Origin of the sequence: Raineyella sp. LH-20 (assembly GCF_033110965.1) — a bacterium.
In the GTDB taxonomy this organism is placed as follows: Bacteria; Actinomycetota; Actinomycetes; order Propionibacteriales; family Propionibacteriaceae; genus Raineyella.
The window spans coordinates 1,314,330-1,335,773 of record NZ_CP137003.1 but is presented as its reverse complement, the minus strand read 5'-3'; the positions used below and the strand labels follow the sequence as shown (position 1 = coordinate 1,335,773).

Sequence of the window (21,444 nt, the reverse complement as noted above, 5' to 3'; positions counted from 1 at the left end):
GGGCTACACCCTAATCGCGCACCTCCCCCGGGCCACGCGGCGGGCGGGAAGCGTACGTGTGGCCGGTCGGCGTCACCAGCCGGATCACCTGGCCGGGCCCGGGCTCGACGTTCGCCGACCAGCCGTCGATCTGCTTCGTGTGATTGCACCGCTCGCACAGACCCTGCGCATTGTCCAGGTCGGTCGGGCCGCCCTCTGCGTGGCCGACCACATGGTCGGCGTGCCGGATCGGGGCATCGCACCAGGGTGTCCGGCAGTGCTGGTCGCGGGCCCGGATCAGGTGTTGCATCCCGCGGGTGAAGAATCGACCGGCGCTCTTCGTCGCCATCAACCCGTCCGGCTCCCGGAACAACCGGCGGACCTGCACCCGTGTCTCCGGGTCCTCGATGGATCCCAGCATCCGGCGAACCCAGCCGGCGGGCGCCGGTCCGACACCATCGACCTCCGCGGCCCCGTCATCTTCCGCGAACAGCGATCGATCGGTGATCAGCACGTCGAGGTGGACGTCGCACGGCCGCTCCGCGGGGTGTCCGGTGACCCGCTCCACCAGGGTGTCGGCCATCAGCTGTCCGCGGCTGCGAGCGTCACCGTCGGCACGAGCGGCGTCAGCCACCTGGGCCAGCGCAGCGAACACCGCGACCCCTTGCTGCAGCGGCAGCAGCGCTGTCACGTACGTCATCCCGTCGGGGGCAGGACGGCAGGTCACCCGACGGCCCTTCACGGCACCGTCGAGCCGTCGGACGTACGCCTCGGCATCCCGCTCGTACGCCAGTCGCCGCACCGCATCGGCGACCGCCCGGTCGCCCATCGACGGGCGGGAGGCCAGGATCCGGCCGAACTCCTCGTCCACCGCACCTCGGTCCTCGACCGACAGACACGCACTCTCCCGGACCGCGAGGGTCGCCCGCCATTCGCTGAGCCGTCCATCGGCCAATGCCTCGAGCGTGTGCGGCATCTCCCGCACCCACGCCTGGGACGCCCCGAGGAACCGACCACCCTTGGCCGGCGATTCATGACGGGCGAGGGCCACCTGGGCGGCCACCCCCTCGCCGAGCCGATCCGCCGGCACCCCGGCCTCCTGCTGCAGCCGGCGCTGTGTCCGGTCGAACCGTTCGGTCACCCGTGCCTGGGCGGCCGCCGCGGCACACTTGAGCCGCTCCAGCGCCGTGATCACCTCGATGCAGCGCGTCGAGACATCCTCGGCCGTGCCGTCCGTCGCCCCGAACGCCTCCGGATCCCCCAGCCACCGGGCCCATTGCCGCAGGTCGGGCAGATCCACCTCGGTCGCCCGCAGCGGCCCCGGCGGGTCGCCGAACAGGTCGTCCGGCCAGGGCGGATCATCACCTGACCGCTCCGCCACCACCCACGCGGGCACCTTCGCCCACGCCGGCGGAGCCACCGACATCGTCGTCATCGTTTCCCCCTCACGCCTCGCCCGGACCGACCGACGACCCACTCCGAGTCGCCCTTCCGGACATCCATCACGCTAGGGCCACCCACTGACACTTTTCGAACACCTCACCGATTCTCGCAGCCCCGGCCATCGCCGGCGGCGCAGCCCTCCCGACGGCCGCTAGGATCGGGCCTGCACCCGGCGTGGAATCCGGTGAGAATCCGGAACGGTCCCGCCACTGTGAGACCCGTCGTGTCGACAGGCCGAGTCAGGGCATCGCCGGGCGCCGGGACGTGCGCCTCCGCGTACGCCCGTCCCACGACCACGCGGGCGAGGCACCCGCAGGGAGGCTGCATGCGTACGTTCCCGTTCTCGGCCGTCGTCGGCTCCGACGACATGCGCCTGGCGCTGGTGCTGACCACGGTGTCGCCGGCGATCGGCGGCGTCCTGGTCCGCGGCGAGAAGGGCACCGCCAAGTCGACCACCGTCCGCGCACTGGCCGAGCTGCTGCCCGCCCAGCGGATCATCGACGGCTGCCGCTTCGGCTGCGACCCGGTCGCCCCCGACCCCCGCTGCCCGGACGGCCCGCACGACGCCGACGAGCCGACCGGCACCCGCCCCGCCCGGCTCGTCGAGCTCCCCGTGGGGGCCACCGAGGACCGCGTGATCGGCTCCCTCGACCTCGAACAGGCGCTCGGCGCCGGCCGGGTCCGCTACGAACCGGGGCTGCTCGCCGAGGCCAACCGCGGCCTGCTCTACGTCGACGAGGTCAATCTGCTGCACGATCACCTGGTCGACCTGCTCCTCGACGCGGCGGCGATGGGCCGCAACACCGTCGAACGCGACGGCGTGTCGATCTCGCATGCCGCCCGGATCGTCCTGGTCGGCACGATGAACCCCGAGGAGGGCGAGCTGCGCCCGCAGCTGCTGGACCGCTTCGGGCTGACCGTCGAGGTCGCCGCGCCGCGTGACCCGCAGTTGCGCGCCGAGGTGGTCCGCCGACGGCTGGCGTACGACGCCGATCCCGAGGCCTTTGCGGCGGCGTACGACACCGAACAGCAGGCCACCCGGGCCCGACTGACCGCCGCCCGGGAACTGCTCGACCACGTCACCCTCGGTGATCGGGCGCTGCTGAAGATCGCCGAGATCTGCGCCGCCTTCGAGGTCGACGGGATGCGCGCCGACATCGTCACGGCCCGCACCGCGGCGGCCCACGCCGCCTGGAACGGGCGCGACCGGGTCACCAAGGAGGACCTGCGGGCCGCCGCCCGGCTGGCGCTGCCGCACCGCCGCCGGCGCAACCCGTTCGATGCCCCGGGCCTGGACGAGGACCTGCTGGACCGTCTGCTCGACGACCTGGACGACGATCCCGACCCGGACGACCGTCCCGACGATCCGGCTCCGCAGCCCGACGACACCCTGCCCGACGAGACCGGGTCGGCCGGCTCCGACACGTCATCCGCCGATCCGGCGCCGGACAGTCCGACGCCCCCGGCCGCGCGCCGGGACACCGGCACCGACGGCACCGGCTCAGGCCCTGCGGATGCCGACCCCGCCACCGACCCCACCGCTCACTCGACCGAGGACGACCCCGGCCGGCCCTCCGACCCCGCCCCGACAATGCTGTTCGCGACCGCCGGCCGCCCCTACCGCACCCGTCGGTTGGAGGCCCGGGGCATCGGCGCGGGCGAGGCCGGCCGCCGTTCCCGGGCACGGACCGCCCAGGGGCGGGCGGTCGGCGCCGGCGACGAGGGACGTACGCTCCACCTGCCCGCCACGATCCGCGCCGCCGCGCCGCACCAGGCGACCCGCGGCCGCTCCACCGGCGCCCTTCGTCTGGCCCCGAGCGACCTGCGCCGCACCGTCGCCGAGGGCCGCGAGTCCAACCTGGTCCTGCTGGTCGTCGACGCGTCCGGCTCGATGGCGGCCCGGCGGCGGATGGAGGCGGTCAAGACGGCTGTCCTCAGCCTGCTGCTCGACGCCTACCAGCGCCGCGACAAGGTCGGCCTGGTCACCTTCCGCGGCGCCGAGGCGACGCTGGTCCTGCCGCCGACCTCCTCGGTCGACGCGGCTGCGCGCCGTCTCGACGAGCTGCCCGCCGGGGGGCGTACGCCGCTGGCCGAAGGTCTGGCGACCGCCGCCGAGGTGTTGCGGCGCGAACGGATCCGCGACCCGCGCCGTCGGCCGCTGCTGGTCGTCCTCACCGACGGGCGGGCCACTTCCGGTCCGGACGCCCTGCCCCGCGCCCGCCGGGTCGCCGAGTTCCTGTCCGGGTACGACGCCGTGGTGATCGACTGCGAGACCGGACGGTTCCGGCTGGGCCTGGCCGGCCGACTTGCCGCCGCGATGGGCGCCGACCTGGTGGAGCTCGGCGAGATCGGCCGTGATCAGGTGTCGGCGGCCGGTCGTACCATCGTGACCACCGTCCAGGACCGCCTCCCAGACCCCCGACGAAAGGCAGCCTGACATGCAGGGCAAGCCACTGACCGTGCCCGAGGACGGGCTGACCACCAAGCAGCGCCGCAACCGGCCGCTGGTGGTCGTGCACACCGGCCCCGGCAAGGGCAAGTCCACCGCCGCGTTCGGGCTGGCCCTGCGCGGCTGGAACCAGGGGTGGGACATCGGTGTCTTCCAGTTCGTGAAGTCCGCGAAATGGCGGATCGGCGAGCAGACCGCCCTCGAAGCCTTGGCCACCGTGCACGAGACCACCGGCCAGGGCGGCCCGATCGAGTGGCACAAGATGGGCTCGGGCTGGTCCTGGTCGCGCAAGGAGGGCTCCGCGGAGGATCATGCGCTGGCCGCTCAGGAGGGCTGGGCGGAGATCAAGCGCCGCCTCGCCGACGAGCGCCACACGCTCTACGTGCTCGACGAGTTCACCTATCCGATGACCTGGGGGTGGATCGACCCGGTCGACGTCGCGGAGACGCTGCGGGCCCGCCCCGGCACCCAGCACGTGGTGATCACCGGCCGCGACTGCGCCCCGGAGGTGCTCGAGGTCGCCGACCTGGTGACCGAGATGACCAAGGTCAAACACCCCTTCGACACCGGCCAGAAGGGCCAGAAGGGCATCGAATGGTGATCGACCCCAGCACCCCCGGAACCACCGACACCCCCACCGCCGAGCGCCCGACCACCGCGCTGGCCCGGGTGGTGATCGGCGCGCCCGCCTCCGGTCAGGGCAAGACGACCGTGGCGACGGGTCTGATGGCGGCGCTGTCGCGCGAGCCGTACGGCCTCGACGTGGCCGGCTTCAAGGTCGGCCCGGACTACATCGACCCCGGCTACCACCAGCTCGCCACCGGCCGTCCCGGCCGCAACCTCGACCCGTGGCTGCAGGGTGAGGAGCGGATCGCCCCGCTGCTGCTGCACGGCGCACTGCACACCACCGCCCAGCACCCGACACCGGCCCGGATCGCCATCATCGAGGGCGTGATGGGGCTGTTCGACGGCAAAGCGGAGACCGAGGGCTTCGCCTCCACCGCCCATGTCGTGGAGCTCACCGAGTCCCCGGTCATCCTCACCGTCGACATCTCCCACGCCTCCCGGACGATCGCCGCGACGGTCGGCGGCCTGGCGGCGTTCGAGGAGGGCGTGAAGGTCGAGGGCATCATCCTCAACAAGGCCGGCTCGCCCCGCCACGCCGACGAGGTGCGCCGCGCGCTGCGCCGGCTGGGCATTCCGGTGCTCGGGGTGCTGCCGCGCGACGAGGCGATCCACGTCCCGTCGCGACACCTCGGCCTGGTGCCCGCCGCCGAGCGGGACGAAGCGCTGGAGGCCCTCGACGCCCTCGCCCGGCGGATCTCCGACGAGGTCGACCTGGCCCGGGTGGTGAAGATCGCGATGACCGCCCCGCGACTGTCCGCACGGCCCTGGGACCCGGCTGCCGTGGTGCACCCGCCCGAGGCGTACGCCGCTCTCCCCGACGCCACCGTCGCCGCACCGGACACCGCCGGGACCGACCATCCCGCCCGGCCGCGGATCGCCGTCGCCGGCGGCCGCGCCTTCACCTTCCGCTACGCCGAGACGACTGAGCTGATGGAGGCGGCCGGCTGCGAGCCGGTGGAGTTCGACCCGCTGGAGGACGTGGCGCTGCCGCCCGACACCGCCGGCCTCTACCTGGGCGGCGGTTTCCCCGAGGTGCACGCCGAGGGGCTGTCCGGCAATGCGTCGATGATCGCCTCGATCCGTGAAGCGATCGCCGCGGGCACGCCGACCGTCGGGGAGTGCGCCGGCCTGCTCTACCTGTGCCGCGAGGTCGACGGCCACCCGATGGTCGGCGCGGTCGACGCCACCGCGGCGATGGGCCCGAAGCTGACGCTCGGCTACCGCGACGTCGACGGGACGCACGGCCACGAGTTCCACCGGACGACCACCGACCCGGCGGCCCCGACGATGCCCGCCACCGTTCACGCCTCCTACTTGCACGTGCACTGGGCGGGGGCACCGGAGCTGGCCCAGGAGTTCTGCGACGCCGCGCACACGTATGCCGCCTCTCGACCCGACCTGCAGCACCACGGCGACACCGAGGTGGGTGACGGGCTGGTCGACCTGGCGGTCAACGTACGTCTCCCCGGCCCGCCGGACTGGATGCTGGCACAGATCACCGCCACCCTGACCGGGCTGGGCGCCTACCCGGATCCGACCGCGGCCCGCGAGGCCCTGGCGGCGTACCACGGGGTCACCCCGGACATGGTGTTGCCGACCTCGGGCGGTGCGGAGGCGTTCACCCTGATCGCCCGGGCCGTCCCGGGCGAGCGACCGGTGGTCGTGCACCCGCAGTTCACCGAGCCGGAGGCGGCCCTGCTCGCCGCCGGTCGTACGCCGCACCGGCACGTCCTGGCCCCGCCGTTCACCCTCGACACCGCGGCGCTGCCCGACACGGACCTGCTGCTGGTCGGCAACCCGACCAACCCGACCAGCGTCCTGCACGACGGGGAGGCGTTGCGCGGCCTGGCCCGACCGGGGCGGATCGTGGTGATCGACGAGGCGTTCATGGACGCCGTTCCCGGTGAGCACGAGACCCAGATCGACGCTGAGATGACCGACCTGCTGGTCGTCCGTTCCCTCACCAAGACCTGGGGCCTGGCCGGGCTGCGGGCCGGCTACGTCGTCGGCGACCCCCGGCTGATCGCCCGGCTCGCCGCCCAGCAGCCGCCGTGGTCGGTCTCCGCCCCGGCGCTCGCCGCGATGATCGCCGCCACCTCCGACCGAGCCCGGATCGAGTCCCAGCTCGCGGTGATCGGCACCACTGCTGACCGCGACCACCTCGTGGAGGCCCTCACCGGCCTGGGGTGGGACGTCGTCACGCCGGCCTCCGGACCGTTCGTGCTGGCCGACACCCACGATCCGACGACCCGCGCGCGGCTGCGGGCACGCGGGTTCGCGGTCCGCCGCGGCGACACGTTCCCCGGTCTCGGTCCCGGCTGGGTCCGGGTCGCCGTCCGCCCGCCCGCCGTCATCGATGCCCTCGTGGAGGCCGCCCGTGTTTGAGATCGACGTCACCGACCGCCGGGTGCTGATCACCGGTCTGGACGCCACCATGCCCGCGCACATTGCCGCCCTGCTCCGCGGCGGGGCCCGGGTCACCCTCGCCGTCGAAGAACTCCCCACCGCCCTGAAGGACCTGGTGCAGCGCGGGCTGGTCACCCACGCCCCCGAGCCGCCGGCCGCCGACCACCGGGGAACGTACGACCTGGTTCTCGGTCCGCGCCCGGACCGGGCCGACCCGGCCGCCCCCCGCCCCGCCCCCGAGCCCGGCACCGGACGGGTCACCCTGGTCGGCGGCGGACCCGGCGATCCCGGGCTGATCACCGTCGCCGGGCTGCAGGCACTGCGCCAGGCCGACGTCGTGGTGACCGACCGGCTCGCCCCGCAGGAGTGCCTGGCCGAGATCCCCGCCCACGCCGAGGTGATCGACGTGGCGAAGATCCCGCGCGGCGAGCAGACCTCCCAGGAGACGATCAACGCCCTGCTGATCGACCGTGCCCGCCGCGGCGCGCACGTCGTCCGGTTCAAAGGCGGCGACCCGTACGTCTTCGGCCGTGGCGGCGAGGAGGTGGTCGCCCTCACCGAGGCCGGTGTCCCGGTGACCGTCATCCCCGGGGTGACCTCCTCGATCGCCGCCCCGGAGCTCGCCGGCATCCCGGTCACCCACCGCGGACTGAGCCAGGGCTTCACCGTGGTGTCCGGCCACGTCGCCCCCGGCGACCCGCGCTCGGGCGTCGACTGGGCGGCGCTGGCCCGTTCCGGCACCACCCTGGTGATCCTGATGGGCGTGCACACCTTGCGCCGGATCTGCACCCGACTGCTCGCCGACGGCATGGACCCCGCCCTCCCGGCGGCCACCATCGCCGACGCAGGCCTGGCAGGTCAGCGGGTCGTCCGCTCCACCCTCGCCGCCCTGCCGGACGCGGTCGAGGCCGCCGGGATCGGCTCGCCGGCGGTCACCGTGATCGGTGCCGTCGCCGGTGGCGAACTGCCGGGGACGAGCGCACTGGCCGAGAGGGGCCTGGTCAGATGACCGTGCTGATCCTCGGCGGCACCCGGGAGGCGCGCACCCTGGCGATCCTACTGGTCGACCGCGGCCTCGACGTCATCTCCTCCCTCGCGGGACGGGTGACCACTCCGGCGCTGCCGGCCGGCGAGGTGCGGGTCGGCGGTTTCGGTGGCGTCGAGGGTCTGGTGGCGTACGAGCGCGACCATGGCATCACCGCGGTCGTCGACGCGACCCACCCGTTCGCCGCCCGGATCAGCGCCAACGCCGCGGCGGCCCACCAGGAGACCGGGATCCCGCTGTTGCGGCTGCAACGGCCCGGCTGGGAGACCCGCCCCGAGGCGGCCGACTGGCACTGGGTGGACAGCACCGCCGAGGCCGTGACGACCGCTGAACGGCTCGGCACGCGGGTGTTCGTCACCACCGGCCGCAAGTCGCTGCGGGCGTACGCCGGCTGGACCGACCGCTACGTCCTGGTCCGGCTGGTCGAGCCGGCGGACTGGTGGGTGCCGACCAACTGGGAGGTGCTGGTCGACCGCGGACCGTACGACCTGGAGTCGGAAACGGCGCTGATGCGGGACCGGCGGATCGACGTGCTCACCACGAAGAACTCCGGCGGTTCCCTGACCGAGGCCAAGCTGCAGGCCGCCGCCGACCTCGGCATCGCCGTGGTGATCGTCCGCCGGCCCGCCGCACCGGAGGGCATCGAGCAGGTGGAGGCGCCGGAGGAGGCCGCCGACTGGGTGCTCACCCACGCGTGAGCCCGACGAGCACCCCAGCCGTCGGCGTCACAGCTTCCAGCTCCGCGGGATGTTGCGCATGTTCGAGCGGGCCATCGACACCACTTCACCGGCGCCCCCGTTGAGGACGGTCCTGCTCATCGCGGTCGCGAAACCGATCAGTTGCTCGCCGGTCACCGCCGGCGGGAGGGACAGCGCGTCCGGATCGGTGATCACCTCGACCAGCGAGGGGCCGCGATGGGCCAGCGCCGCCTTCAGCGCCGGCTCGATCTGCTTCGGCTCGGACACGGTGGCGGCGTGGTAGCCGATGGCCTTCGCGACCTGCGCGTAGCTGACCGGCGGCACGTCGGTGCCGTATCCGGGCATCCCGTCGACCAGCATCTCCAGCTTGACCATGCCGAGGGTCGAGTTGTTGAACACCACCACGGTGATCGGCAGCTGGTACATCTGCGCGGTCACCAGCTCGCCGAGCAACATCCCCAGGCCACCGTCGCCGGACACCGAGATCACCTGCCGGTCCGGGTAGGCGAACTGCGCCCCGATCGCGTGCGGCAGTGCGTTCGCCATCGACCCGTGCAGGAAGGAGCCGATCAACCGACGGCGACCGTTCGGGTTGATGTAGCGCGCGGTCCACACGTTGCACATGCCGGTGTCGGCGGTGAAGATCGCGTCCTCGGCGGCGACCTCGTCGAGCAGATTCGCGACGTACTCCGGGTGGATCGGGCGCTTGCGGGCCGGCTTGTGGGCGTACGCCCCGACCGTGGAGGTCATCAACTTCTCGTGCTTCTTCAGCATCTCCTGGAGGAACGCCCGCCGGGTCTTCCGCTCGACCAGCGGTTGCAGCGCCCGCAGGGTGGGCACCATGTCGCCCTGCACGGCCAGGTCCACGCCCGTCCGCCGGCCCATGGTGGCCGCGTTGCGGTCGATCTGGGCCGTCCGGGTGTCGGGCAGGAACTGGTCGTACGGGAAGTCGGTGCCGAGCAGCAGGAGCAGGTCGGCCCCCTCCATCCCCGCGGCCGCCGCCCCGTAGCCGAGCAGGCCGGTCATCCCGACGTCGTACGGGTTGTCGTACTGGATGAAGTCCTTGCCGCGCAGCGAATGCCCGATCGGGGCGGCGATCTTCTCGGCCAGCTCGATCACCTCGTCGTGCGCCCCCTCGACGCCGGCGCCGGCGAAGACGGCCACCGTCTCGGCGGCGTTGATCAGGTCCGCCAGCTCCTGCACCGCGGCCGGGTCGGGAGTCAGGCTGGCCTCGCGGACGTCATGCCAGGCCGGCGTCGGCACCGTCGCGTCCCGGTCGGCGACGTCACCGGGGATCGTGAGGACGGCGACACCGCGCTCGGCGATCGCGTGGTGCATGGCGGAGTCCACCAGCCGCGGGAACACCGTCGGGTCGGTGACCAGCTCGTTGAAGACCGAGCACTCGGTGAACAGCCGGTCCGGGTGGGTCTCCTGGAAGTACTCGGTGCCGATCTGCTGGCTGGGAATGTGGGAGGCGATGGCCAGGACGGGGGCACCGGAGCGGTTCGCATCGTAGAGACCGTTGATCAGGTGCAGATTGCCCGGGCCGCAGGAGCCGGCACAGACCGCCAGTTCACCGGTGAGTTGGGCGTCCGCGGCGGCGGCGAACGCGGCCGCCTCCTCGTGCCGGACGTGGACCCAGTCGATGCCGCCGGCAGCCGAGCCACCGGAGCGGCGGACGGCATCGACGATGGGATTGAGCGAGTCTCCGACGATCCCGTAGATCCGTCGGACGCCGGCCTGTCGGAGCTGGGCGACGAGTTGTTCGGCGAGCTTCACGGTGCACCTCCCGAGGTCCTTGTGGGACCCGCAGCAAGAAATCGACACTCCACTGATAGTTGATGCTTCTACGGTATGCCGCCGTGGCGGATCCGGGAACACAGGCTCCCGGCCCCGCACTGACCCGCCCCCTCCGAAAGGCGTCGCGAGGGCGGCTGGAATACTGCTGGAGACATCCGCCGCCGCCCCGAGGAGGGCCCGATGCACGACACCCCCGTCCACAGCTGGCTCACCGACATGGACGGTGTCCTGGTCCACGAGAACCAGGCGATTCCCGGAGCGGCCGAGTTCATCGAGGCGCTCAAGCGCACCGAGCGGCGCTTCCTCGTGCTGACGAACAACTCGATCTTCACCCCGCGCGACCTGCGTGCCCGGCTCGCCCGCAGCGGCATCGACCTGCCGGAGGAGAACATCTGGACCTCCGCCCTGTCGACCGCAGCGTTCCTCGCCGACCAGTCGCCGGGGGCGACGGCGTACGTGCTCGGCGAGGCCGGCCTGACCACGGCGCTGCACGAGTCGGGGATGATCCTCTCCGACACCGAGGCCGAGTACGTGGTCCTCGGCGAGACGCGGGCCTGGTCGTTGCCGGCGATCACCCGGGCGATCAACCTGATCCTCGGCGGGGCGAAGTTCATCGCCACCAACCCGGACCCGACCGGCCCGTCACCCGACGGCATCCTGCCGGCGACCGGCGCCGTCGCCGCGCTGATCACCAAGGCGACCGGCATCGAGCCGTACTACTGCGGCAAGCCCAACCCGTACATGATGCGCTCGGGCCTGAACGCGATCGGCGCCCACTCCGAGACCACCGTGATGATCGGCGACCGGATGGACACCGACGTGATCTCCGGCCTGGAGGCCGGCATGCGGACCATCCTCGTGCTCTCCGGCATCACCCAGCGGGAGGACATCGCCCGGTTCCCGTTCCGGCCGAGCCGGGTGCTGGCCTCGGTGGCTGACATCGTTCCGCTGGTCGAGCAGTTCGCCTGAGGGCGCTCGTCGCCTCGTCCGGGCCCGACCCCCGACGCTCTACTGTGGGCCGTACCACGGCCGATGGGGCCGGCTGACGTCGAAGGGGCCCACATGCGCGCACTCATCACGGCATTCCTCGCGAGCCTCCTGCTCGTGGCGGGTGCCTCACCGGCTCATGCCATCACGCACGGCAGTCTCGACGGCGACGACCACCCGTACGTCGGGATGATGGTGACGTACGACGTCGCGACCCGGACCGAGCTGAGGTGCAGCGGCACGCTGATCTCGGCGCGGGTCTTCCTCACCGCGGGGCACTGCACGAGCGGCCAGTTGATGTACACCACGGTGTGGTTCGACGCCGTCCCCACCCCGCAGAGCCCCGGCGCCGTCGGAGGGACGCCGTACGCCCATCCGGCGTACGACCCCGACGCGTTCTACACCCACGACGTCGGCGTCGTCATCCTCGATCGCCCCGTGCCGATGGCGACGTACGGCCGGCTTCCCGCGGCGGACCAGCTCGACGCGCTGCGGCCCGGCGGCCGCACCACCTTCACCTCGGTGGGTTACGGCCTGCAGGCATCCTTCCCTGAGGCCGCGTCCTGGAAGAACCAGGACGACGTGGCGCGCCGGGTCGCCCACCCGCGCCTGCTCCAGATCAACACCGGGATGCCCGAGGTCGGCGACTTCGGGATGCTGCTCTCCGCGAACGCCGACACCGGCGGCACCTGCACGGGCGACTCGGGCGGTCCGAACTTCCTCGGCACCAGCACCGTCATCGCCGGCGTCACCTCCTACACCCGCAACCCCGCCTGCGCAGGCTCGTCCGGCGTGCTGCGCCTCGACCGCCCCGACATCCTCGACTGGATCGGTGCCATGGAGGCCTCCGCCGGCCAGTGAGCCGGGACGGCGGCGAGGGCGACGCGACCGCGAGCCGCCACGCAGCACACCGGACCAGAATTACTTCAATGTTTAACGTCTAACGTACGATGGGCCCATGGAGCCGGAGCAGACGAACGCACCCCAGTGGCTGACCGCCGAGGAACGGCGTGCCTGGTTGGCCCTCGGCGGCGTGGTGCTGCGCCTGCCGACCGCGCTCGACGGCCAACTGCGACGCGACGCCGGACTGCGGTTCTTCGAGTACATGGTGTTGGCCGGGCTGTCCGAGGCGCCGGATCGTACGCGGCGGATGAGCGAGCTCGCCGCCTTCGCCGAGGGTTCGCTGTCGCGACTCTCCCAGGTCGTCGCCAAGCTCGAGCACCGTGGCCTGGTGGTCCGCTCGCCCGATCCGGAGGACCGCCGCGCGACCCTGGCGACGCTGACCGACGCGGGGTGGGATCTCGTCGTCCGGACCGCGCCTGGCCATGTCGAGGCCGTACGGACGTACGTGTTCGACGCGCTGACCGACGCCCAGGTGCCCCAGCTGACCGCCGTCGCCGAGCAGATCCTGCAGCGGACCGATCCCCAGCACGAGCGGCCCGCGGACCGCTGACCAGCCACGGTCGCCCTGCCCGAGCACCCGGCACCCGGCACCCGGCACCCGGCACCCGGCACCCGGCACCCGGCACCCGGCACCCGGCACCGAAGACCGTGGCCCACCCCCGGGCAGGGAGCGGGCCACGATCGTACGGTCCAAGACGTGTTGGCAGCGCCGACTCAGAGGATGGCGCCGGTGACGGCGTCCACCTTCACCATCGTGGTGCCCTCGGGCGTGGTCACCGCGACATCGAAGCGCTTGGCGCCCTGCGAGGCACCGAACGCGCGGACGACCTCGACGGCGGCGGTGGTGCGGCCGACCGAGGCGACGGCGGCCTGGGCCGCCTCGCTGTCGGAGAGGAACTCACCGTCGTTGCCGGTGGTGTTCATGGTGACGCCGAAGGCGTTGGTGAAGGAGATGCCGTTGTCGCCGATCAGCTGGGCGCGGACGTAGTTGTCCACCGAGGCCGAGACGTCGTCCAGGTCGAGGGTGTTGCCGGTGGCGATCACCTTGCCGTCGGCGATCCATTCGATCCGGTGGTAGCCGGCACCCTGGATGGTGATGCTGTCGGCGGTCTGATCGACGGCGATGCTGCTGATCGTCGGGGCCGGCTCGGTGCGGTCACCCTTGAAGCCGGAGCCGAGCTCACGCTTGGCGACCAGGGCGCTGGAGTACCAGGCGCCCGAGGTCATGGCGTCGTGCACGGCCTGCTCGGAGAGCTCCGGCATCAGCAGCTGGTTGTAGTCGTAGCCGAGGGCGCCCGTGCTGTGCGCGTCGTCGTTGCTGAAGCCGTAGACGTTCCGCTCGGGCATGGTCTCGGCCAGCACGCTGTCCCACAGGATGCGGTCGGAGTAGGAGTCCCCGTCGCTGACCTTGTTGACGATCTCCATGCCGACCAGCGAGTCCGGGTACTGCTCGAACAGGCCGACGTACCGGGCGACCTTCGCCGGGTCGGTCGCCGCCAGCCCGCCGAGATCCTCACCGTTCGGGCCCAGCTTCGTGGTGCTGCCGCCGTAGTAGCGGCCGGGGTGGTTGATGTGCATCAGCGGGGAGGGCTGTCCGGTCATCCCGTCGACGTGCTCGATCTTCGATTCCAGCGTGGCGGATCCCGAGTTGTTCCACGGAGTCCAGAAGGTGTTCAGGTGGTCGGCGATCGACTGCTCGTCGGTGTTGGGGACACCCAACAGGCCCGGCTTGCCGTCCCGGCCCTCACCGGCCAGCATCGCGTCGACCTCGGCCTGGGTGTAGTAGTAGTTCGCCTTCGGCTGCTCGCCGGAGCCGAGCGGGCCCTCCTTGTAGTCGCCGACCCAGTCCTCCATGTGGAAGTTGTGGTCGGTGGCGGCGTAGACATTGAAGCCCAGGGCGTACGCCTGGTCGATCATCTCGCGCAGGCTGTTGCCGCCATCGGATTCGGTGGTGTGGTTGTGAAACCCGGCCTTGTACTGGGTCCAGCCCCAGTCGACGTCGGCGTACGGGCTGTCGATCGCGTAGTCGATCGAGTCGGTGGTGGCGTGCGCCACGCCGGGCATGGCGGCCAGCATCAGTGAGCCGGTGATGGCGGTGGCAGCGATGACACCCTTGCGGAACGGAGTCACGTCTCTCCCTCTCCTCTGGTCCGTCCGACCTGACGTCGGCCGCCACGCGGCGGCAGGGTTCCCGTCACCCGGACGGCTCCATGGAATCGACGGGCAATGTCAACCAGATCAATTCAGGGAAAACTCAGGATTAACTCTTACTGTGCGTCGTACTACGCCCGAAATAGTCAATTAAGCCTCACCTCGCTAAAATTAGATAAGGCATATCGAAGATTGGTTCGAGATTCTCGGACAATGTGGCCGACGCCATATTCTCGACTCTTGCCAATGTGGACATTCCCTGCATGTGGAACACCTCGCATCCTCACAGCCGGACGGCATCCCGACGGGAGCGCCACGCAAGGGCGTACGCCGACGCCACCTCAGCCACCCGCAACAGCTATACAGGGCTGCCGCCCACCCCACCACCACACCGACCACCACACCCAGACGCACACGCCGCCAGAGGCGCCTTTCAGGACGCACCCCGCCCACAGCCGCGGGACCGAGGCAAACCTGCAACGAAGTCACCCGCAGATGGGGAACCCCGGAGACTCGAAGGAACCCAGGAACCGGCCAGTCCTAGCGGTCATCCCGCGCATTGGGATGGGAGTGGGCGAGGGAGGACGGGGGTGCGGCCTTCCGATGACGGAGGTCCCGGCAACGCTCGTCCGACGGGCCCACGCGCACTCGTCCGCGTCTGGGCCAAGCCTGCGGCGCCCCGACCCAGACCGTACGCCGCGTAGCAGACCGTACGCTTCGTATTCATTCCCGCTCGGGCGACCGGGAGGGAATGAACACCACGGGTACGGTCTGGCAGGCAAGGGCTCCGGTCCGACCACCCAAGCGACGCACCCCAGCCCGAGCCACCCCCAGGCGACGCACCCCCGGTCCGGCCACCCCAACGCCACCCGCCGGGCCACCCCAGCCAGCACCCCCGCCCGCGCCACGCCACGTCCGCCGGCCCACCCGGCCCAGCGGTTACGACTGTCCGCGGGTGCCCCGAGCGAACGCTCGGCGGATCCCGACCTCGACCCCCTCGTCCGTGAAGAGCCGGACAACGCCGACCACGCAGCAGAGTCGAGACACGCGACATCACGAGACGAAAAACGCCCGACCTCCAAGGCCGGGCGTCCAGGATGCCGTAGGGCATCAATTGGTGCGCGAGAGAGGATTTGAACCTCCACGTCCCAAGGGACACTGGCACCTGAAGCCAGCGCGTCTGCCGTTCCGCCACTCGCGCAAGAGTGATCCGAGCAAGTCTCCCTGCCCGTAGCAACCGGAGAACCATAGCACACCCGCCGCCGGGCCCGTCAACTCGGCCGATCGACCCTCGATTCCGGGGGCTCACCCCGCCCGGCGGTCAGCGTACCGCCACGGCCGACGCATAAGATCAGAGGTGCGATACCCGTTACCGTCGGCCGGAAGGAACTGAAGGTGGGAGTCTTCGACCGCTTCGAAAGGAAGCTCGAGGGTGCCGTCAGCGGTGCCTTCGCCCGCGCTTTCAAGGGCGACGTGCAGCCGGTGGAGATCGCCGCCCGCCTGCAGCGGGAGCTCGATGCCGAGGCCAAGGTCGTTTCCCGCGACCGCCGTCTGGTGCCCAACGAGTTCACTGTCTTCCTGTCCCAACACGATTACGAACGCCTGACCCCGTACGGCAAGACGTTGAGCCGCGAGATCGTCCCCGAGCTCAAGCAGCACGCGTCCAGCCAGGGATACATCTTCAACGGCCCGATCTCCATCACGTACGAGCTCGACACCTCGCTGCCGACCGGCAAGTTCACCGTCGTCTCCCAGGCGGTGGCCGGCGGGACAGCCGGCGGCGGGCCGGCACCGGCCGCCGGCCAGGGCTCGCCCACCCCGCTGCACCGCACCCGGCTGGTGCTGGAGGTCAACGGGATGCGTCACCCGCTCACCCCGCCCGGCTTCATCATCGGCCGCGGCACCAGCGCCGACCTGCGGATCAACGACCCGGGCATCTCCCGCCAGCACGCCGAGATCAAGGTCTCCGGCACCGGCGACGACCAGCAGGTGACCATCGTCGACCTCGGCTCGACCAACGGCATCATCGTCAACGGCCAGCGGGTCGCCCAGGCCATCCTCACCGAAGGCTCCCGGATCGAGATCGGCTCGACCCGGATGCTCATCCATTCACCCAGCACGGATCAGTGATGTCCGACATCCTCCTCACGGCGCTGAAGATCGGCTACCTCGCACTGCTGTGGCTGTTCATCCTGCTCGCGGCCAACGTCATCCGCACCGATCTCTTCGGCCGACGGATGCCGACCTCCGAGCTCCCGGCCGCCTCCGCACCGCGTCCGGGTGACGGGCGACGCGGTGGGGTGCCCCGGGCCGCCGCACCGATCGCCCCGCCGCCCGCGCCGCCGGCCCGGCTGGTGGTCACCAACGGCCCGCACCTGGGCATGGCGGCGGAGGTCGACCAAGCCGGCACGTACGTGATGATCGGCCGATCACCGGAGTGTGCCATCGTGCTCGAGGACGACTTCGTCTCCACCCGCCACGCCCGGGTGGTCAACGGGGACGCCGGCCTCTATCTGGAGGACCTCGGCTCGACCAACGGCACGTTCGTCAACGGGATCCGGATCACCGGTGCGACGATCATCGGGCCGGCCGACGAGATCAGGATCGGGCGGACGATCCTGAAACTGGAGTCTTGAGCATGCCGTTGTCCCTCCGTTTCACGGCACACTCCGAGATCGGGCTGGTCCGCAAGAACAACCAGGACTCCGGCTATGCCTCCGGGCACCTCCTCCTGGTGGCCGACGGGATGGGCGGTGCGGCCGCCGGCGACCTGGCCTCCGCCGTCGCGGTGACCCAGTTGCGCGCGCTCGACGAGGAGTTGTCGACCCTCCCGGCGCCACCACGCGGGGAGGACCTGCTGAGCCGGGTCACCCAACGGGTCCACGACGCCAACGAGCTGATCGCCGACTTGGACGCGGACAATCCCGCGCTGGATGGGATGGGCACCACTGTCACCGCGGCCGCGTTCGATGGGACCGACCTGGCCGTCGTCCACATCGGCGATTCCCGGATGTACCGGTTGCGCCACAACAGTCTGGTCCGGGTCACCCACGACCACTCGTGGGTGCAGTCACTGGTCGACGAGGGCCGCCTGACCCCCGACCAGGCCGCCACCCACCCGCACCGTTCGCTGCTGCTGCGGGTGCTGAACGGCACCCCGAACAACGATCCGGACATCGGCCTGGTCGACGCCCTCCCCGGCGACCGCCTGCTGCTGTGCTCCGACGGCCTGTGCGGGCTGGTCGACGACACCGATCTGGCCCGGATGGTCGCGATCCCCGACCGTGCCCAGGCCCTCGACCAGCTGATCGCCGCCGCGCACGCCGCCGGCGGCTCGGACAACATCACGATCATCCTCGCCGACGTGGTCGCCGAGCCGGCGGACGCGGCACCGCCGGTCACTGTCGGCGCCGCCGCGACCCGCCAGATCCCCCCGGTCTCGGAGCGTACGCAGGAGATCCCGCTCGATCCCGCGCAGTTCGTCGCGCCGCTGCTGGTCGACGCGGAGGGCCTGCCGGTGCCGGAGGACGTCGCCAGCCAGGCGCAGGCACTGGAGATGCGGCAACGCCACGACATCGACCCCACCCCTGCGGTCCTGGCGCCCTCGACCACCCGGCGCCGGCCGGTCCTGGCGGAGGACGAGCGCTATGCGCCCCGGGAGGACCCGTCATGGGGTCGCCGGGCCGTCGTCCTGCTGATCTCGCTGCTGGTGGCCGTCCTGCTGATCGGCGGCGCGGTCGCCGGCACCTGGGTGGTGTGGCGCAACAGCTACTTCATCGGTGCGGACGGCGCGAAGGTCGCGCTCTACCGCGGGTTCGACACGACGATCGGGTCCTGGCGACTGAACCGGATCGTCCAGGGTGAGGACATCACCATCGCCGATCTCTCCCCCCGCTACCAGCAGCAGGTGCACGAGGGCATCACCGTCGAGTCACTGTCCGCCGCGCAGGCCAGCATGACCGAGCTCTCCCAGAACGCCGCCTACTGCCGTACGGTCCGGACCAAGGCTGACGCGGCGGCCGCCGAGGAACAAGCCCGCCAGGCGGCCGCGCAGGCCCAACCGCAGTCGCCCTCCCCGACGCCGGCCGCCCCGCCGACGCCGGTCGTCCCCGACTACGGGGAGTGCTGATGCCCGACGCCACCGATTCCGTCGTCGTCTACCGCAAACGACGCAACGTCGAGCTCGCGATGATCCTCGTCGCCCAGTTCATCGGGCTGTCCGGCTACGCCCTCACCCACCTCAACCTGGACGGTCGGCTCCCACCGGAGATGCTGTCGGTCGCGATGGTGTGGGTGGGGCTCGGGCTGGCCCTGCACATGGCCGTACGCTGGCGGGCCCCGTACGCCGACCCGCTGCTGCTGCCGTGCGCCCTGCTGCTCAACGGAGTCGGGCTGGCGATGATCCACCGGATCGATCTGATCGCCGAGCCGCCACGCCACGACGTGCTCACCCAGCTGGTCTGGACCGGGCTGGGGATGGCGCTGGCGGTGGCGATCATCGTGGTGCTGCGCGACCACCGGCCGCTGCAGGGCTACACGTACACCCTGTTCCTGGTCGGCCTGGTGCTGATGATGCTCCCGATGGTGCCGGGCCTGGGCACGGAACTCAACGGCTCGCGGGTGTGGATCCGGGTGTGGAGATACTCCTTCCAGCCGGCCGAGGCGGCGAAGTTCGTGATGACGATCGCGTTCGCCTCCTACCTGGTCGACAAGCGCGACGCGCTGGCGGTGGCCGGCCCCCGGTTCCTCGGCATCACCTTCCCCCGCCCGCGTGACCTCGCGCCGCTGGGCGTGATGCTGGCGATCGCCATGACGGTGCTGGTCACCCAGAAGGACCTCGGCATGTCGATGCTCTTCTTCGGCCTGTTCGTGATGATGCTCTACGTCTCCACCGAACGACCGGCCTGGCTGGTGCTCGGCGGGGTGTCCTTCGCCGGTGCCGCGCTCGCCGCCTCGGCGGTCTTCCACCACGTGCAGGTGCGGATCGACGCCTGGCTGCACCCGTTCCAGCACTACGACCAGAACCTGCAGATCATCAGCGCCCAGTTCGGCTTCGCCTGGGGCGGCCTGCTCGGCCGCGGCTGGGGGCTGGGCAGGCCCGGCCTGACACCACTGTCCAAGTCCGACTTCATTGCTGCGGCGATCGGTGAGGAACTCGGCGTCACCGGACTGATGGCGCTGATCATGGTCTACGCATTGTTCGCCTTCCGCGGCCTGCGCACCGCGCTGGCCGCCCGCGACGACTTCTCCACCCTGCTGGCCACCGGGCTGTCCTTCGTGTTCGCCCTCCAGGTGTTCCTGATCGTCGGCGGTGTCACCCGGCTCACCCCGATGACCGGCCTGACTACCCCGTTCATGACCCATGGCGGCTCGTCGATGGTGGTCAACTGGATGATCGTCGGACTGCTGCTGGTGATCTCCCACCAGGTCCGCCGGCCGGTGGCCGCTCCGAGCGAGCTGACGATGGCCGACGACAGCACCCAGCTGATCGCCGTCCCCACCGGGGAGGCTCGCCGGTGAACAAGCCGATCCGCCGCATCGCGGTGCTCACCATGGTGCTCTTCGTGGCGCTGCTGCTGAACGTCTCGCAGATCGTCGTCTTCCAGCAGGACTCGCTGAACGCCAATCCGCAGAACCGGCGGGTCCGCGACGAACAATTCGGCGGCAACCGCGGCTCCATCGTCGCGGGCAAGACCGTCCTGGCCATCTCCGACACCAGCCCGCAGGGCAGCCAGTTCGCCTACCGCCGCAACTACCCGCAGGGCAGCCTCTACGCCCCGGTCACCGGCTACTTCTCGTACGACCGGGGCACCACCGGGCTGGAGGGCGCCTACAACGCCGAGCTGGCCGGCACCTCCAACTCGCTGTTCGTCCGCCGCCTGGTGGACGTCGTCACCGGCCGCTCCCCGCAGGGGGCCACCGTCGAGACGACGCTCGACCCGAAGGCCCAGGCCGCCGCCGCCCAGGCGCTCGGCCACCAGCACGGTGCGGTGGTGGCGATGGACGCTGAGACCGGCGCGGTGCTGGCGATGGTCTCCAGCCCCTCGTACGATCCGTCGACGCTGTCCACCACCGACATCCAGAGCGCCGGCCAGGCGTACGGTGCGCTGCTCGACGACCCCGACTCACCACTGACGAACCGCGCCGCCGGCGAGATCTACCCGCCCGGCTCGACGTTCAAACTGGTCACCGCCGCGGCGGCGCTGGAGAACGGCATGCAGCCGAGCACGATGGTCGACACCCCGGCGAAGCTGACCCTGCCCGGGACCACCACCCAGCTGCCGAACGAGAGCCAGTGCGGCAACGGCCAGCAGTCGCTCGACCGGGCGCTGCAGCTGTCCTGCAACACCGCGTTCGCCAACGTCGCGATCAAGCTCGGACCCGACGCCCTGCGCAAGCAGGCGGAGAAGTTCGGCTGGGACTACAAGCTCAGCGACGTCAACGGCGTCGCGGCCCGGTTCCCTGCTGACCCCGATCCGGCCCAGACCGGACTGAGCGGCATCGGCCAGTACGATGTGGCCTCCAACCCCTTGCACATGGCGATGGTCTCGGCAGCCATCGCCAACGACGGCAAACTGATGACGCCGTACGTCGTGCAGACCGTCCGCGCCCCCGATCTGACCGCAGTGAGCACCACGAAACCCAAGGAGCTGTCCCAGGCCATGAGCGCCGCGAACGCCCAACAGCTGCAGGGCATGATGGTCAACGTCGTCAGCAAAGGCACCGGCACGAACGCCCAGATCAACGGCGCTCGGGTCGGCGGCAAGACCGGCACCGCCCAGACGACGCCGGACAAGCCTCCGTACGCCTGGTTCACGGCGTTCGCCGAGAAGGACAACCGGAAGATCGCTGTCGCTGTCTTCGTCGAATCCGCCAACGTCCCGCGATCGGAGGTCGGTGGCAACGTGGTTGCCGCACCGATCGCCAAGAGCGTGATGCAGGCACTCCTGTGAGCC

16 protein-coding genes, 1 tRNA gene and 1 riboswitch are annotated in these 21,444 nt (G+C 71.2%); of the genes, 13 read left to right on the top strand and 4 right to left on the bottom strand.

Annotated features, from left to right (window positions below):
- Positions 1-10: 10 nt before the first annotated feature.
- Positions 11-1,414, bottom strand: coding sequence for an HNH endonuclease (locus R0146_RS05815; protein ID WP_317691916.1), 1,404 nt, complete (start codon positions 1,412-1,414; stop codon positions 11-13).
- Between the two features lie 173 nt (positions 1,415-1,587).
- A riboswitch (adenosylcobalamin (AdoCbl) riboswitch) is annotated at positions 1,588-1,680 on the top strand.
- A gap of 67 nt (positions 1,681-1,747) precedes the next feature.
- Here R0146_RS05815 and R0146_RS05810 point away from each other — a divergent pair.
- The 5 genes from R0146_RS05810 to R0146_RS05790 all read left to right on the top strand — a co-directional run bounded on the left by R0146_RS05810 (position 1,748) and on the right by R0146_RS05790 (position 8,647).
- Positions 1,748-3,859, top strand: a complete 2,112-nt coding sequence (locus R0146_RS05810; protein WP_317691915.1) for a putative cobaltochelatase — start codon at positions 1,748-1,750, stop codon at positions 3,857-3,859.
- A gap of 1 nt (position 3,860) precedes the next feature.
- The gene (cobO, locus tag R0146_RS05805; RefSeq protein WP_317691914.1) at positions 3,861-4,472 is read left to right on the top strand and encodes a cob(I)yrinic acid a,c-diamide adenosyltransferase; all 612 of its coding nucleotides are present in this window, start codon (positions 3,861-3,863) and stop codon (positions 4,470-4,472) included.
- On the top strand, positions 4,466-6,883 hold the full coding sequence (locus tag R0146_RS05800) for a bifunctional hydrogenobyrinic acid a,c-diamide synthase/histidinol phosphate aminotransferase CobBC (protein ID WP_317691913.1): 2,418 nt from the start codon (positions 4,466-4,468) through the stop codon (positions 6,881-6,883). Before cobO ends, R0146_RS05800 begins: the two co-directional genes overlap by 7 nt.
- Positions 6,884-7,085: 202 nt before the next feature.
- On the top strand, positions 7,086-7,913 hold the full coding sequence (gene cobA, locus R0146_RS05795; RefSeq protein WP_317692341.1) for a uroporphyrinogen-III C-methyltransferase: 828 nt from the start codon (positions 7,086-7,088) through the stop codon (positions 7,911-7,913).
- Positions 7,910-8,647 (top strand): cobalt-precorrin-6A reductase, encoded by a 738-nt coding sequence (locus tag R0146_RS05790; RefSeq protein WP_317691912.1) that lies wholly within the window; start codon positions 7,910-7,912, stop codon positions 8,645-8,647. The genes cobA and R0146_RS05790 overlap by 4 nt, the downstream gene beginning before the upstream one ends.
- Before the next feature lie 27 nt (positions 8,648-8,674).
- Here the strand turns inward: R0146_RS05790 and R0146_RS05785 are convergent, their stop codons facing one another.
- Complete coding sequence (locus R0146_RS05785; protein ID WP_317691911.1) at positions 8,675-10,426, bottom strand: pyruvate dehydrogenase; 1,752 nt, start codon at positions 10,424-10,426, stop codon at positions 8,675-8,677.
- 201 nt (positions 10,427-10,627) lie between these two features.
- On the opposite strand from R0146_RS05785, the gene R0146_RS05780 reads away from it, so the two are divergent.
- The 3 genes from R0146_RS05780 (at position 10,628) to R0146_RS05770 (ending at position 12,887) form a co-directional block, all read left to right on the top strand.
- Entirely contained in the window at positions 10,628-11,416 is a 789-nt protein-coding gene (locus R0146_RS05780) for an HAD-IIA family hydrolase (RefSeq protein WP_317691910.1), read from the top strand.
- A 93-nt stretch (positions 11,417-11,509) separates the two neighbouring features.
- Positions 11,510-12,295, top strand: a complete 786-nt coding sequence (locus tag R0146_RS05775) for a trypsin-like serine protease (RefSeq protein WP_317691909.1) — start codon at positions 11,510-11,512, stop codon at positions 12,293-12,295.
- 97 nt (positions 12,296-12,392) lie between these two features.
- On the top strand, positions 12,393-12,887 hold the full coding sequence (locus tag R0146_RS05770; protein ID WP_317691908.1) for a MarR family winged helix-turn-helix transcriptional regulator: 495 nt from the start codon (positions 12,393-12,395) through the stop codon (positions 12,885-12,887).
- Between the two features lie 164 nt (positions 12,888-13,051).
- Here the strand turns inward: R0146_RS05770 and R0146_RS05765 are convergent, their stop codons facing one another.
- Both R0146_RS05765 and R0146_RS05760 read right to left on the bottom strand, forming a co-directional pair.
- Positions 13,052-14,467 carry a CehA/McbA family metallohydrolase domain-containing protein gene (locus tag R0146_RS05765; RefSeq protein ID WP_317691907.1) on the bottom strand — a complete coding sequence of 472 codons (1,416 nt, stop codon included), beginning with the start codon at positions 14,465-14,467 and terminating at the stop codon, positions 13,052-13,054.
- Positions 14,468-15,603: 1,136 nt separating this feature from the next.
- A tRNA-Leu gene (locus R0146_RS05760) sits at positions 15,604-15,689 on the bottom strand.
- 194 nt (positions 15,690-15,883) lie between these two features.
- Here R0146_RS05760 and R0146_RS05755 point away from each other — a divergent pair.
- From R0146_RS05755 to R0146_RS05735, 5 genes are read left to right on the top strand one after another with little or no spacing between them, the layout of a single operon-like run.
- The gene (locus tag R0146_RS05755; protein WP_317691906.1) at positions 15,884-16,618 is read left to right on the top strand and encodes an FHA domain-containing protein; all 735 of its coding nucleotides are present in this window, start codon (positions 15,884-15,886) and stop codon (positions 16,616-16,618) included.
- Positions 16,618-17,124, top strand: coding sequence for an FHA domain-containing protein FhaB/FipA (locus R0146_RS05750; RefSeq protein ID WP_317691905.1), 507 nt, complete (start codon positions 16,618-16,620; stop codon positions 17,122-17,124). The genes R0146_RS05755 and R0146_RS05750 overlap by 1 nt, the downstream gene beginning before the upstream one ends.
- 2 nt (positions 17,125-17,126) lie before the next feature.
- Positions 17,127-18,617, top strand: a complete 1,491-nt coding sequence (locus R0146_RS05745; protein WP_317691904.1) for a protein phosphatase 2C domain-containing protein — start codon at positions 17,127-17,129, stop codon at positions 18,615-18,617.
- Positions 18,617-20,008, top strand: coding sequence for an FtsW/RodA/SpoVE family cell cycle protein (locus R0146_RS05740; RefSeq protein WP_317691903.1), 1,392 nt, complete (start codon positions 18,617-18,619; stop codon positions 20,006-20,008). Before R0146_RS05745 ends, R0146_RS05740 begins: the two co-directional genes overlap by 1 nt.
- On the top strand, positions 20,005-21,441 hold the full coding sequence (locus R0146_RS05735) for a peptidoglycan D,D-transpeptidase FtsI family protein (protein ID WP_317691902.1): 1,437 nt from the start codon (positions 20,005-20,007) through the stop codon (positions 21,439-21,441). The genes R0146_RS05740 and R0146_RS05735 overlap by 4 nt, the downstream gene beginning before the upstream one ends.
- Positions 21,442-21,444 lie beyond the last annotated feature (3 nt).